The sequence below is a fragment of the Humibacter albus DSM 18994 genome (genome assembly GCF_000421825.1).
Taxonomy (GTDB): Bacteria; Actinomycetota; Actinomycetes; order Actinomycetales; family Microbacteriaceae; genus Humibacter; species Humibacter albus.
In genome coordinates, this window is record NZ_ATXT01000002.1 from 12,586 (window position 1) to 26,236 (window position 13,651).

At 64.7% G+C, this 13,651-nt stretch carries 10 protein-coding genes; 3 read left to right on the forward strand and 7 right to left on the reverse strand.

The window, feature by feature from the left end:
- Positions 1–251: 251 nt before the first annotated feature.
- Positions 252–2,720, reverse strand: coding sequence for a glycoside hydrolase family 94 protein (locus H623_RS0100490; RefSeq protein WP_022898991.1), 2,469 nt, complete (start codon positions 2,718–2,720; stop codon positions 252–254).
- Between the two features lie 568 nt (positions 2,721–3,288).
- On the opposite strand from H623_RS0100490, the gene H623_RS0100495 reads away from it, so the two are divergent.
- Complete coding sequence (locus H623_RS0100495; RefSeq protein WP_022898992.1) at positions 3,289–5,142, forward strand: DUF262 domain-containing protein; 1,854 nt, start codon at positions 3,289–3,291, stop codon at positions 5,140–5,142.
- 389 nt (positions 5,143–5,531) lie between these two features.
- Here H623_RS0100495 and H623_RS0100500 read toward each other — a convergent pair whose 3' ends face one another.
- The 3 genes from H623_RS0100500 to H623_RS21605 all read right to left on the reverse strand — a co-directional run bounded on the left by H623_RS0100500 (position 5,532) and on the right by H623_RS21605 (position 8,187).
- Positions 5,532–6,887, reverse strand: coding sequence for a DUF3320 domain-containing protein (locus H623_RS0100500; protein ID WP_211217952.1), 1,356 nt, complete (start codon positions 6,885–6,887; stop codon positions 5,532–5,534).
- Between the two features lie 72 nt (positions 6,888–6,959).
- On the reverse strand, positions 6,960–7,946 hold the full coding sequence (locus H623_RS16985) for an ADP-ribosylglycohydrolase family protein (RefSeq protein ID WP_022898994.1): 987 nt from the start codon (positions 7,944–7,946) through the stop codon (positions 6,960–6,962).
- A gap of 70 nt (positions 7,947–8,016) precedes the next feature.
- The gene (locus tag H623_RS21605; RefSeq protein ID WP_157560845.1) at positions 8,017–8,187 is read right to left on the reverse strand and encodes a hypothetical protein; all 171 of its coding nucleotides are present in this window, start codon (positions 8,185–8,187) and stop codon (positions 8,017–8,019) included.
- 35 nt (positions 8,188–8,222) lie between these two features.
- Between H623_RS21605 and H623_RS0100515 the strand changes: the two genes are divergently transcribed.
- On the forward strand, positions 8,223–8,630 hold the full coding sequence (locus tag H623_RS0100515; RefSeq protein ID WP_026939754.1) for a (deoxy)nucleoside triphosphate pyrophosphohydrolase: 408 nt from the start codon (positions 8,223–8,225) through the stop codon (positions 8,628–8,630).
- An 18-nt stretch (positions 8,631–8,648) separates the two neighbouring features.
- On the opposite strand, the gene H623_RS0100520 is transcribed toward H623_RS0100515, so the two are convergent.
- Positions 8,649–10,145: a sulfatase family protein gene (locus H623_RS0100520; protein ID WP_022898997.1), complete on the reverse strand. Its 1,497-nt coding sequence runs from the start codon at positions 10,143–10,145 to the stop codon at positions 8,649–8,651.
- A gap of 86 nt (positions 10,146–10,231) precedes the next feature.
- Positions 10,232–11,395 carry an ROK family transcriptional regulator gene (locus tag H623_RS0100525; RefSeq protein WP_033370998.1) on the reverse strand — a complete coding sequence of 388 codons (1,164 nt, stop codon included), beginning with the start codon at positions 11,393–11,395 and terminating at the stop codon, positions 10,232–10,234.
- A gap of 291 nt (positions 11,396–11,686) precedes the next feature.
- Between H623_RS0100525 and ngcE the strand changes: the two genes are divergently transcribed.
- On the forward strand, positions 11,687–13,066 hold the full coding sequence (gene ngcE, locus H623_RS0100530) for an N-acetylglucosamine/diacetylchitobiose ABC transporter substrate-binding protein (RefSeq protein ID WP_022898999.1): 1,380 nt from the start codon (positions 11,687–11,689) through the stop codon (positions 13,064–13,066).
- Between the two features lie 226 nt (positions 13,067–13,292).
- Here ngcE and H623_RS0100535 read toward each other — a convergent pair whose 3' ends face one another.
- Positions 13,293–13,649 (reverse strand): GntR family transcriptional regulator, encoded by a 357-nt coding sequence (locus H623_RS0100535; RefSeq protein WP_022899000.1) that lies wholly within the window; start codon positions 13,647–13,649, stop codon positions 13,293–13,295.
- Between the last annotated feature and the right edge of the window lie 2 nt (positions 13,650–13,651).

Genomic DNA, 13,651 nt, shown 5'->3' on the forward strand with positions numbered 1-13,651 from the left:
TAGATCTATATCGCAAGGTTGGACGGGGAACCGCGCGGTCAGATGCAAGAAAAGTAAGACAGCCGCAAACCACCGCTAACGTTCCTGCAAGAGCATTGCACGCACCTCAGAACGGGCCCATGTCGGACAGCTACTACTCAGATCCGATCGTCGATAAGTGACTGTGCAGAGCCTGGGAGCTCCAAGGCTCGGACCATCACTCAGGGGTTCTACGTCTGCGACGGGCCAGCAACCGGCGGCGTCGGATCTGGCTAGACGCGCGCCTCCACCCGCACGGTGCTCCCGGCGGGCGCGTGCGGCACGAGGTTGCCGTCGATCGCGGCGCCGTCGACGGTCAGCTTCGCCACCGCGCCATCCGCGCCCGAGTTCGTGACAGTGATCACGTACGTCGCTCCGCGCAGCACGCGCGTGACGGTGAACTCCGGCACCTCGGGCCCGATGCGCGGGTCGACGATGAGGCCGTCGTAGTCGGGACGCACCCCCAGCAGGTGCTGCGAGATCGCCACGAAGTTCCAGGCCGCGGTTCCCGTCAGCCACGAGTTCTTCGCCTCGCCGTGCCGCACTGCCTGCTTGCCCGCGATCATCTGCGCGTACGCGTAGGGCTCGAGGCGGTGCACGTCGCTGATCTCCTCGCGGAATGCGGGGGCGATGCGCTTGTAGAGGTCGTAGGCTCGGCCGCCGCGGCCCACCCGGGTTTCGGCGATCATCACCCACGGGTTGTTGTGGCAGAAGATGCCGCCGTTCTCCTTGTACCCGGGCGGATACGTCGACACCTCACCCATGTGCACCTGGTAGGTCGTGTAGGCGGGGTACTGCAGCACCAGCCCGTGCGCGGTACCGAGCATCTCCTCGGCGGCGTCGAGCGCCTTGATCGCCGGCGCGTCGGCGTCATCGGGGCCCGACCCGACGCCGATGCCGGCCATGACGGCGATGCCCTGCGGTTCGATCCAGATTTTGCCTTCGGGATGCTCGTGGGTGCCGATCTTGCCGCCGTAGTAGTCGTAGGCGCGCAGGAACCACCGGCCGTCCCACGCGTGGGTGAGCACGGCATCCCGCATCTCGTCGACGAGACCGCGAGCGCGCTCGGCGACGTCGGTCAGGCCGCGGCGCTCGGCGAGCTCGGCGTAGTCCGGACCGTAGAACACGAACTGTCCGGCGATGAAGACGGACTCGGCGACCCCACCGGTCTTGTTCTCGGTGGTCTGGAACGGTTCGCCCGGCGTCGTGGAGAACGCGTTGAGGTTGAGGCAGTCGTTCCAGTCCGCACGACCGATGAGGGGCAGCCCGTGCGGGCCGCGGTGGTCGACCGTGAACTCGAACGAGCGGGTGAGGTGCTCGAACAGCGGCACCTCGCTTCCGGGCTCGTTGTCGAACGGCACCGGCTCGTCGAGGACTCCGAAGTCGCCGGTCTCTTTGATGTAGGCGGCTACGCCCGCGATCAGCCAGAGCGGGTCGTCGTTGAACCCAGAGCCGATGTTGTTGTTGCCGCGTTTCGTGAGCGGCTGGTACTGGTGATACGCGGATCCGTCGGGGAACTGCGTCGAGGCGATGTCGATGATGCGTTCGCGGGCGCGCTCGGGGACGAGGTGCACGAATCCGAGCAGATCCTGGTTGGAGTCGCGAAAGCCCATTCCGCGGCCGATGCCGGTCTCGAAGTACGACGCCGAACGCGACATGTTGAACGTGACCATGTTCTGGTACTGGTTCCAGATGTTCACTTGGCGGTCGAGGCGCTCGTCGCCCGAGCTCACCGAGTACTTCGACAGCAGGTTCGACCAGTGGTCGCGCAGCGCCTCGAGCGCGGCATCCGCCTGATCTGCAGTCGCGAAGCGGCCCAGAAGCGCGTGCGCCGGCGTCTTGTTGATGATCTGGTGGGCGTCGTCTGCCCACTTATCACCGACAGGGTTCTCGACGTAGCCGAGCACGTAGACGAGGGACTTCGTCTCGCCCGGCTCGAGCGTGATCTCGACCGAGTGCGAGCCGACCGGATACCACCCGCTCGCCACCGAGTTCGCCGACTTTCCCGAGCGGGGAACGGATGCCTCGCCCAGCGAGTTGTACGCGCCCACGAACGTGTCGCGGTCGGTGTCGAAGCCGTCGGCGCGCGTGTTGACCGCGAAGACGGCGTAGTGGTCGCGGCGTTCGCGGTACTCGGTGCGGTGATAGATGGCCGAGCCGTGCGGTGAATCCTGCTCGACCTCGACCTCGCCGATGGAGAGATTGCGCTGGTAGTTGGTCTGGTCATCCTCGGCGTTCCAGAGGCAGAACTCGACGAAGGAGAACGCCGTGAACGTCTTGACAACATCCGTCGTGTTCGTGAATTCGACCTTCTGGATCTCGGCCGTCTCGCCGAGCGGCACGAAGAAGAGGGTCTTCACCCGTAGACCGCCGCGCTCGCCCGTGATCGCGGAGTAGCCGAGCCCGTGCCGGGCCTCGAAGAAGTCGAGGTCGGCCTTGACGGGCAGCCAGCTGGGGGTCCAGACATCCCCGCCGTCGTTGATGTAGAGGTAGCGGCCGCCGGCGTCCGCGGGGATGTTGTTGTAGCGATACCGCGTCAGGCGCCGCATCTTCGCGTCGCGGTAGAACGAGTAGCCGCCAGCCTGGTGCGAGAGCAGGGAGAAGAACTCCTCGGACCCCAGGTAGTTGATCCAGGGGTAGGGGGTGTGCGGGGTCGTGATGACGTACTCGCGGGCAGCGTCATCGAAGTGGCCGTAGCGCATAGGTGTTCCTCGCTGTTTCTCTCTTCGGCGCCGATGCCGAACCATGGGCGTGCATGCCGAACGAATCGCTCGGGTCGAGAGTAGCGGAAATCGTGGGAGCGCTCTCACGGTGTGCTTGCGGCAGGCCGGCAGGTCTCTCAGGGGTTGGCTGCAGCGTCTTCAACGTGATGACATGGGACGTCTCTTGCGCTTCTCAGACAACGACTTGCGGCACCTAGCCAGGCGCGCTGTGTCAGGAGGTGGCGTGCGAGTACAAGTTGCCGACCGCATCCGTAAGCTGGCGTCGTGGGCGTGGCGCCTTCATCCGCTTTGAAAGTCGTCACCGTGTATGACGAAGGAGACCTATTTCATGCCGGCGCCGGTGTCCCGTATACAGGCACAGTCGCTGTTGAAGGCCGCGAGCCGCTCCGGATAGGTGGAGGTCCATCCGCCCGGCCGGTTGGTGCTTTACATCAGGGCTTGGGGCCGGGGGATAGTGCTGCTACTTTGGCGGGTCCATTTCTGACCAGTACTCTCGGAATATCGCAACCTGGCGGGTTGCATGTCACTGAACCGCGAAGGATGAGGAATGGGATTCAGCACTCCGCAGTACTTGGTTTCGGAGTACATCAAGTGGACCCACAACGGCACTATTCAGCTTCCTGACTTCCAGCGTGGTTACAAGTGGGAGGACGATCGGATCCGGCAGCTCCTAATCACAATCCTCCGTGGCCACCCGATGGGCATCGTCATGCTGTTGAAAACCGGCAATGAAAGCGTGCGCTTCAAGCCAAAGCCTCTGGAAGGAACTGCCCCTGCTGACGAGGTTGAAGCACAGAAGCTGTTGCTCGACGGTCAGCAACGGTTGACGTCGCTCAGCCAGGCCCTCGTCGGAACCGGGGTCGTCGCAACGAAGGACTCCCGTGGCAAGCTGCTTGATCGGCGGTACTACGTTCACATGGAGACAGCGATTCAGGGCGAAGATCGCGTTGATGAAGCAGTGATCTCGGTTCCGGCAGATGGAGTTGTGCGCTCGAACTTCGGGCGAACCATCGAACTCGATCTATCGACTCCAGAGCTGGAGCGCGAACACGGCTACTTTCCATTGCGGCTCCTTTATCAGCCGGATGAGGTCATGACCTGGATGTTCGCTCTCGGCAATATTCCGCTCGCGCAGCAGTTCAACAAGAGAGTCCTCGGTCCAGTCGCGTCGTACACGATTCCGGCCATTGAGCTCGATCAGAACACAAGCAAATCGGCGGTGGCGACGGTCTTCGAGAAGGTCAATACCGGTGGTATGCCACTGAATGTTTTTGAACTGCTTACGGCAATGTTTGCGGGCGATGCAGCGTACTACGATCGCACTGGCGAAGACTTCCGCCTTAGCGATGACTGGCACGCTGCCCATCAACAGTTCGCGGCCGAGCCTGCCATCCGGGGAGTCAGCAGCACCGACTTCCTGCAAGCGATCACGCTTGTCGTAACGCGTGCAAAGAACCTGGCCGATTCGTCGTCCCGGCCGCCGGCGATCTCTGCGAAGCGCGACGACATTCTCGAGCTACAGCTCGACGACTACTTGATCTGGCGAGACAAAGTTCGCGACGCGTTTCTCTGGGTCGCGACTTTCCTCGCAGACCAGCACGTCTTTGATGCCCGATTCCTGCCGTACGCAACGCAACTTGTCCCACTCGCTGTCATCCGCACGATCCTCGGCACGGGCACCGACTTGCACAGTGCCCGGCAGCGCATCACGGAATGGTTCTGGTGCGGAGTGCTGGGCGAACTCTATGGCGGGGCGACCGAGACTCGGTTCGCCCGAGATGTCGAACAGGTTCCTGCGTGGGCGCAAGGCGACGAAGGTGCAGCAGTTCCGCGTACCGTGTCGGACGCGAGCTTCCAGGAGTCACGCCTATACACGCTGCGCACGCGGGGCTCGGCCGCATACAAGGGCATCTATGCGCTGCTCATTGGTGAAGGCGCGAAGGACTGGATGTTCGATCAGTCCTTCGGCAAAGTGCAATATACCGATCTGAAGACGGACATCCACCACATCTTTCCGTACAAGTGGTGCATTGATAATAAGATCGATCCGGTCCTTCGAGAGAGCATCGTCAATAAGACTGCGCTCGCTGCAACGACGAACCGGACGATCGGTGCCGCCGCCCCATCGAAGTATTTGCGCGTTATAGAGGACCGATCGAAGGTGGACGAGTCGGAGCTCGATGCGTTGCTGCGCACCCACCTTGTCGACCCTGACGCGCTTCGCGCCGACGACTTCGACGCACACTTCGCGCACAGGAAGGAGGCTGTACTCCATCTCATTGAGAATGCGATGGGTAAACCATTGCAACGTGAAGCTTCCGTGCAAGAACCGGCTCGTTTGGCCGACGATTTCGAGGAGGAATCAGCGGATCTCGAACTAGAAAACGCCGAAGACGATTGACCGCAGGTCGCGGCCGTCCGGTGAGACTCCGGATCTGCTCGCCGCGTCTAGTGTCCCCCGTCATGTGGAAACTGTGCAGCGCGGAAATAGATAGGTCGTTCCGTCGTTCCGTCGTTCCTGTTGCCGGTCAGCGGTGTCTGTTCCAGCGGATGGCCTTTCAACCGGTGAAGAACTACAGAAGCGCGACTCGATTGGTCGATACTCACACGCGTTTTCGGAGTATGTCAAGGTTCTCTATGACTATGCGGGTGAACGGAAAGGGCGATTCCAAGGAAGCGTGCGTCAACATCTTGCCAAACGCAAAGACGAAGAACGCATAGCCTTGATTTCGTATCCGTTGCCAATCGAGCAAGAGATGGGCCGCAGTGCGTTCCCGAGAGCGTCTGCTCTTAGAGCGCCGCCAGTGCACCCTCGAGATGCTTCACGAACTGCTTCGTGCGCCGCTTGCGTCCGAAGGTCTGCAGCACCCGGGTCTCGAGCTCGATGCGGTCGAGAGACTGCGGCGATGCCTCACCAAGAATGAACCGCGCTGAGTTCGCGATCTCGACCGGAGAGATCTGAGTGAAAGGGCGATTCACTTCGCTGGAGTTCGGCCGGAACTCGTGCCAATTGTGAGGGTCAAGATCTGCGGGCCATACGAACTTGTCGCCGTCGATCTGAAGGCCGCACTGGCTGATCTGATACGAGATCTTCTTTGCTCTTGCCGGATGTACACGGTGAAGATCGAATGACTCGGCTACCAAATCGACAAGTCGCTCGAGGCTGATCGGGCCCTCAAATTCCACGATCTCGGACGCGACGGCGCGGACCTTCTCCTTCGCGCTCTTCTTCGCGATGTTGTCGAGAACGCTCACGTCGCCGACCACGACGATGGGCCACGGCTCGAAGACTTCTCGCTGCGCACCGATTGTCGGCGTACCCGCGTCGGAGCGAACGAGCACCGCAGGATCGGGCTCGACCAGTTCGCCCTCGTCGTCACTCGTCGTCATTCGCGCGAGAGCGGACGTAGCGACAGGCGCGGAAACGCTGGGCTCTTGCGGATGCCCCGTCTCTGTTGACACGGCATCCCACAAGTTCGAACGTGCGGCCTTGGCTTCGTCCGCACCCTGCTTGTCTCCGAGGTTGTCGAGAAGGCGGGCGACGAAATCGTCGCTGCGCCAGGCATCCAGCGCGGTGAACTCATCGTTGTGCGCCCATCTGTTGCGTACGATGCGTAGCTCGCCGCCGAGCACGGATGCCGTGTGGTTGTGGTCGTCGAACGGATAGCCGAGGCCGCCCAGTCGCTGAGTGAGCATGCGGAGCTGGCACTGCAGGTCGGTCGTGGCGTAGATCTTCGGTGGATAGCCCTTGGCGCTATCGAGCTCGGAAAGGATCGTCGTCCATGGGAGCCCATTGAGGGCTTTCGAGAGGCGGGCGGTGATGATCGGATCGAGCCGCCCGGCGAGCGCGTCGAGACTGCGTTGCACTGATTCTCTGTAAGTCACGTAGATCCTTGTCGCTCTGTGTGGCGGAGGCAATTGGTGTCGCTGCGCCGTGGGAATTCGGCAGGGTGCCTCACTTTGCACGCTAGCGAGCACCTGCGACGGTGGCGTTGGAAATGCAGAACGTGTGCCACGAAGTGGGGTGAATGTCGGGGCGCTGCATGGCGCGTCATGAACCATGACGCCGATCTGGAATGGATGCGGATCCACCTGACCCCGTCGCCTGAACCCGAACTCGCCTTCAGGAGGGCTGGCGCGCTTCACCCTTCCCACCGCTTTCACCAGGAGCCGGTGCGGGGCGGCCGTCCGCACCGGCCGACGGCCGCGAACGCGTCGTCAGCCTCCACCCCGCACGGCCAGCACCGCGGAGCGCATCAGATCGTCGCCGCCGCGGCCCGGCCCGCCGTGCAAGTGGCGCCGAAGCGACCAAGGCAGCGCCGACGCGCCCCACTTCGCGCCGGCCAGCGATCCGGCGATCGCCGCGACGGTGTCGGTGTCGTAGCCGCACCTCACCGCGCGCTCGAGCGTGTCGAGCAACGAATCGGCGTGCACGATCGCCGACCACGCGGCCTGCAGGGCGGCGACGACCCATCCGTTGTTCTCGATGTCGCGCGGCTGCCGGCGCTCCGCCTCGTCGAGCAGCTCGTGCCAGCGCGCACGGCGCTCCTGCGGCAGCAACTGGATGCCCGCCCTCATGTCGTACTCGCCCGTCACGATCGCGTGGCGTACCGCCAGTGACCAGATCACGCAGGCGTCGCCGGCATCCGTCTCGAAGTGCGTCAGGTCGCTGACACGGCGGGCGACGGAAGCGAGCGCATCCGGATCGTCGAGGTAGCCCAGCGCGATCGGGCCGGTGCGCATCAGCGAGCCGTTGCCGCCGGAGCGTCCGTTCGCCTCGTGCAGGGCGCGGGCGGCGCGGCGGGCGTCCTCCTCCGTGGAGTCGGCGGGCAGCGACCTGAGGATGCTCCGGGTCTGGATGCCGACATCCTTCGCCTCGCGCGTCCAGTCGCGCCATTCACGCACCACGCCGGCCAGCACGGCGGGGTCATCGAGGCGCTCGCCGCGGGCGAGGGCGTCGAGCAGGGGGATGGCCATGCTGGTGTCGTCGGTCCACTCGCCGAGCTCCCATCCGCCGCCGGCGTGCAGGACGACGGGCTCGTCGTCGGGGATCGGCGGGTGGAACTCGTAGGGGGCTCCGAGCGCGTCGCCCGTCGCCGACGCGAGCACGGCGCCCACGGCGCGGTCGATCTGCGCCGAGGAGAGGTGCGAAGCGGGGATGTGGGTGGTGAGGTGCTGATCGGTGTTGTGCTGGCTGGCGGTCATAGTGTCCTCCTTGTGGGACGTGACTCAGGTGTACAGTCTCGCGACCCGCTGGCGAAGGGCGGCGCACCGGTCAGCCGGCGGCACCGGCGAGAACGGGATGCTGAGCACCCACGGTGGTGAGGTGCACGAGGGCCGCGCCGTGCGCGTGGTCGGTGAGCGGCGACAGCGCCTCGAAGACTTCGGATGGTACCGGCGGCTCGTGGCTCGGCACCAGGCTGAGCCCGCGGGCGCTCTGACGCATTCGGCCGAGGCGCCTGCTCACGCCACACTGGGCATATGCCCATGCTCATTTCCGTCGTCGCCGCCGTCATCACGCGCGGCGACCGCATCCTCGCATGCCGCCGCAACGCGGGCCGCGAAGCGGGCGGGTTGTGGGAGTTCCCCGGCGGCAAGATCGAGTCGGGGGAGTCGCCGGCGGAGGCGCTGGTACGGGAGATCCGCGAGGAGCTGGGTGTGGGCATCCAGGTCGGTGAATTGCTGCACCGTGGGAGCACTCCCGTCAACGGCCGGATCGTCGACCTTCGCTGCTACTGGGCTTCGCTGACGGATGCCACGCCCTCCACGAGCACGGATCACGACGCTCTGCGGTGGTTCCGCCGCGACGAGCTGCGAGACATCGAGTGGCCCGAGCCGGACCGGCCGGCGGTGGCGTTGCTGCTGGACGGGGCGCGGACGAACGCGTAGCGGCCCGGGCTCGCCGGGTCAGAGCTCCACGAGGTCGTAATCGCTGCGCGCGGTGAGCTTCAGCGGCACGTCGAAATCGGTGGTGGCCGCCATCCAGCGGGCGAACACGTCGTCGCCACGCTCCACCAGTTGCGTGTAGAGCCGGTCGCAGAGCTCACGCCGGATACCGTCGTAGAGCGGCACGTCGTACACGTTCGTCAGCTCGAACGGGTCGGCCTCGAGGTCGTAGAGCTCGTTGAACGACTCCGGATTGACCACGAGCTTGTGGGTGGTGGTGCGCAGCATCCGTTGCTGGTAGTGGAAGTGGTGGCCGTGGAACTCGGCGACGAAGTCCTCGCGCCAGCCCTCGGGGACCTCGCCGCGCGTGAACGGCGCGAGGGAGCCGCCGTCGACCGCGAGCGCAGTGTCGGAGCCGGCCAGATCGAGGATGGTGGCGGTCATGTCCGTCAGCGTGACGAAGTGGTCGTCCTCGTTCGGGGCGACGCCGCCGGGAACGCGCAGCAGACCGGGGATGCGGTAGATGTCGTCGTACATCGCCGGCCCCTTGTCGTTGAGGCGGTGCGCGCCCGTGAACTCGCCGTGGTCCGCGGTGAAGAAGACCGCAGTCGATTCGTCGAGGCCGAGTCGGCTCATCTCATCGAGAACGCGGCCGACCTCGTAGTCGATCATGGCGACGTAGCCCCAGTAGACGGCGATGAGCTTGCGCCATTCGGCCGCGGTGAACGAATCCGACGACCAGTACAGCGAGTACTGGCTCTGCACCGGCGGCTTGTTCGCGAACGTCTCGTGGAAGCTCGCCGGGAGCTCGACGACTTCAGGATCGATGAGGTCGTAGTACTCGTCGGGAATCACATAAGGAAGGTGCGGACCGAAGAAGTGCAGCGACAGACTGAACGGCTTCTCGTCCGCAGCGTACTTGCGCAGCAGGTCGATGGCCGTGTCGGCGAGGAAGTGCTCGAAGGTCGCCTCGACCGGCATCTCCAGACGCGCGGCCAGCAGGTGGCCCGGACGGTCCCCGGGAAGCGTCCCGCGCACCGGCTCGGTCATGCTGAACTCGGGCAGGCCGTGCTCGGTCAGGTAGGCGCGATAGGCCTCGTGCATGATCGGGTTGATCGCGCCGGGGAAATACGGCCCGTCGAACCCGTACGTCGCCGGCGTCGCCAGCTCTCCGACGTGCCACTTGCCGATGAGGCCGACGTTGTATCCGCGCTCACGGAGCTCCTGTGAGAAGGTGAACGATCCGTCGAGAAGCTCCGTGCGGTATCCGATGTTCCACTCGCTGTTCGCCAGCAGCCGGTGCCGGAACGGAGACTGACCGGTGAGCAGGCTGGCGCGGGCCGGGGTGCAGATGGCGGTCGGTGTGAAGGCGTTGTCGAAACGCGTGCCTGTCTCGGCGAGCCGGTCGAGATTCGGGGTCTGCGCGTGCGGGTTCCCGTAGCACCCCAGCGAGTCGATGCGGTGCTGGTCCGTCATCAGGAACAGGATGTTGCGGCGCGGATCTGCGTTTTCGTCCACGGAAGATCATCGTCCTTTCGTTTCGGTGATGGTGGTCGTTCCCACCACGCCGGGTGCTCGAAGTCGTCGAGCGATCGGGGTCGCCGTCAGGCGACCGTGGTCGATTCGGGTGCGGCTATGGCCGGCCGCACGGTGAAGGGCATGAGCGCCGACGGTGCTCCCGTGGCGTGGCGCACGAGTGCGATTCCGCCCCGCACGCCCGCGTCGTCCGCGAGCGTCGAACGCGAGATGCGAATGGTCGCCGCCGTCGGCAGCTGAATGCGCTTGTTCACCTCGTCGGTGAAGAGCGCGAGAGCGTGGTCATCGAGGTGCGCGAGGATGCCTCCGAGAATCAGGTGCGAGACATCCAGTGCGTTGATCTGTTCTCCGATCACGCGTCCGCACAGCGTCGCGCACCGCTCCAGCTCCTCGCGCAGTTCGGGCAGGCGCGCGAGTTCCGCGGTGGTGCGATCGCCGCGGGAGACGCCGGCGCGCTTGAGAAGAGCGGGGAGATTCGCGACCTGCTCCAGGCATCCGCTGCGTCCGCACCGGCACGGTTTCGTGGCCGGCGCCACAGTCACGTGCCCGAAGTCGCCCGCCGCGCCGTTCGCTCCGCGGTACACCTGGCCGCCGATCACGATGCCGCCGCCGATGCCGTCTTCCACGTGGAAGTACACCACGGTCTCGCTGCGGCTCTCGGAGCCTGCGGATGCCTCGACCAGCGCACGCAGGCGCAGATTGTTCTCGACATACACCGGAGCACGGAACTCCTCGCCGAGCAGGCGGATCGCCGGGCGCCAGGTTCCCTCCAGGGGATCGTTCGTCACCGGGCCCGGAACGCCGACGCCGATGCCTTGCGGGGCGAACGACTGGATGCCGCTCTCGCGGCACAGAGCGCGCAGCTCTTCGATCGCGATCTCGGCCCGGTCACGCCAGTTCAGGCCGCGGCGATGCCGATGATGCGACGTGGCGACCACCTGGTGCAACGGGTCGGCGATCCCGACGAAGAGGTCGCCCCAACGGAACTCGACGCCCACCGAGCGCACGCTGTGCTCGGCGAGGGCGACGACCTGCGTGGGGCGTCCGGCACCCTCGTTGCGGGTGCCGACCATCGGGCCCGACGTTGCGATGCCCGATCGGATGAGGTCGTTGACGATGCCCGACACCGTGGCACGTGATAGACCCGTGCGTTCGCCGATGACCGCACGGCTCGCGGGCCCGTAGCGCAACAACTGCACCACGCGGTCGACGTTCGTTCGGCGTACGGACACGGCACCAGCCAGACTCTGATCCGGGCACAAGGCCATTTATGTTGAGGAAGCTTACGTAATTAGAGCACCTGTGCCCGCACATAACAACGATTTCTCGGATGCTATCGCGTATTTATGTCTAAGTACTAGACGAAATAATTCGCCCCTTTCATACTGGCTTCGTTCACCGGAAAACGGGGACCGGGTTCGACGACGAAGCCGGTTCCCGGTGACCGCCGGCGGACGGTCGGATCGTGAGCACCGCGCGCCGACGGCATCCATGCACGTGCCCGACAGAGAGAAGCGAACACCATGGCACTCGAACAGCAGCCACTGAATCGACGACAATTCCTCCGGATCGGTGCGGCGGCGACCGCGGCGGTCCCCCTCACCCTCGCGCTTGCCTCGTGCTCGCAGGGAGGCTCGAGCGCGTCCGGCGCTGCGGACAAGACGGCGCAGAACCCGTTCGGGCTCAAGGATGACTCGAAGATCGAGGCCGTTTTGTTCAACGGTGGTTTCGGCATCCAGCAGACCATCAATGCGGCCAAGGATGTCGAGAAGAAGTTCAAGGGCGTCAAGGCGAAGGTCAGCCCCACCGAGAACCCGGCGCAGGAGCTGCAGCCGCGTTTCGCGGCGGGCGACCCGCCGGACCTCATCAACAATTCGGGCGCGAACGCCATCCCGTTCAGTCTCATTCTGAAGAGCCTGTCGACGTTCGACGATCTGATGGAAGCCGACAACTACGAGGGCAAGAAGATCTCGACGACGCTCTACCCGGGCGTGAAGAAGCAGGGGTCGTTCCCGGGCAAGTTCGTCGTCATGCCGTACGTGATGTACATCTACGGTCTCTGGTATTCCGACAGCCTGTTCAAGGAGAACGACTGGAGCGCGCCCAAGACGTTCGACGAGGCCATGGATCTCGGCGCCAAGGCGAAGGCCAAGGGCAAATACCTCTTCGTCTGGGGCAAGGAGGCCGCCACCTACTACCTGACGTTCGCCCTCGACTCGGCGATCAAGGCCGGGGGTCTCGACGTCATGCACGCCGTCAACAACCTCGAGCCCAAGGCCTGGTCGCAGAAGCCGATTCAGGATGTCTTCAAGGCCCTCGAGCGCATCGTGAAGGCAGGCTACTTCCTGCCCGGCGGCGCAGGCATGCAGTTCACCGCGGCCCAGGCGAAGTGGAGCAACGATCAGGCAGCCCTGTTGTATCCGTCGGGCGGGTGGATCGAGAACGAGATGAAGAAGGCCACCAAAGACGGATTCGACATGGTCATGGCGCCGGAGCCCACCGTCGGGACCGACCTCGCCATGCCGTTCACGGCCATGCACGCGGCGCCGAACCAGAACTACATCGTGCCGTCGACCGCGAAGAATCCGGCGGGTGGCAAGGAGATTCTGCGGGCGATGCTGTCGAAGGATGTCGCCTCCGACTTCTCGAAGTCGAGCGCGGCTCCCACGATCGTCAAGGGCGTGGTGCCGGATGACGCGTTCGGCTTCTCGGGGCTCGCGTCGCAGCTCAAGGCGCTCGACACCGCCGGTTCGGATGTCTTCGACTACGAGTTCATCACGCTGTACGGGTTGAACACCGACCAGCTCGTGATCTGGAACGACTTCCTCTCCGGCAGCGCGAGCGTGAGCGACCTCACGACCCAACTGCAGAAGATCTCCGACGACGCGGCCGCGGCGAGCTAGGGCTCGTTCGGGTCGTTCTGAGTCGAGGAGACAAGCGACGCGGTCGGGCCGCGTCGTCCGGCGGAGGACTTCGGGTGTTCCTCTTCGCGCCGGACGGGTCGATGGGCCGCGCAGACACGGGTACTGCGCGGCCCATCGTGATTCAGCTCGGCACTCGGCTCAGCGCACTGTTCGGCGCTGCGCTGCGCTGCGCTTGGGTCGTGGGCGAGAGTGTCTCGGCGTGGAGTCAACGGTGGTTGCGCTGAAGGTAGGTGATGGTGCGCTCGGTCGTGAAGCCGAGTGCAGACATCCGTTCGAGGTAGTCCTCCGTGAGCCGCGCCGCCTTGCGGTGGGTGTCGTTGCCCGAGGTGTCCTCGGCTACCGTCGTGCCGTTGCGCCCTCGGGTCTGCAGATAGCCGGCCGCCTCGAGCTCCTTGTAGGTGCGGGCCACGGTGTTCGGCGCCATTTCAAGATCGCTCGCCAGCTGTCGTACGGAGGGGAGCTTGTCGCCGGGGGTGAGCTCACCGCTCGCGATCTGCCCGATGATCTGGTCGCGGAGCTGCTCGTAGAGAGGCGTGGACAGTGCGGGGTCGACGGTCAGCATGA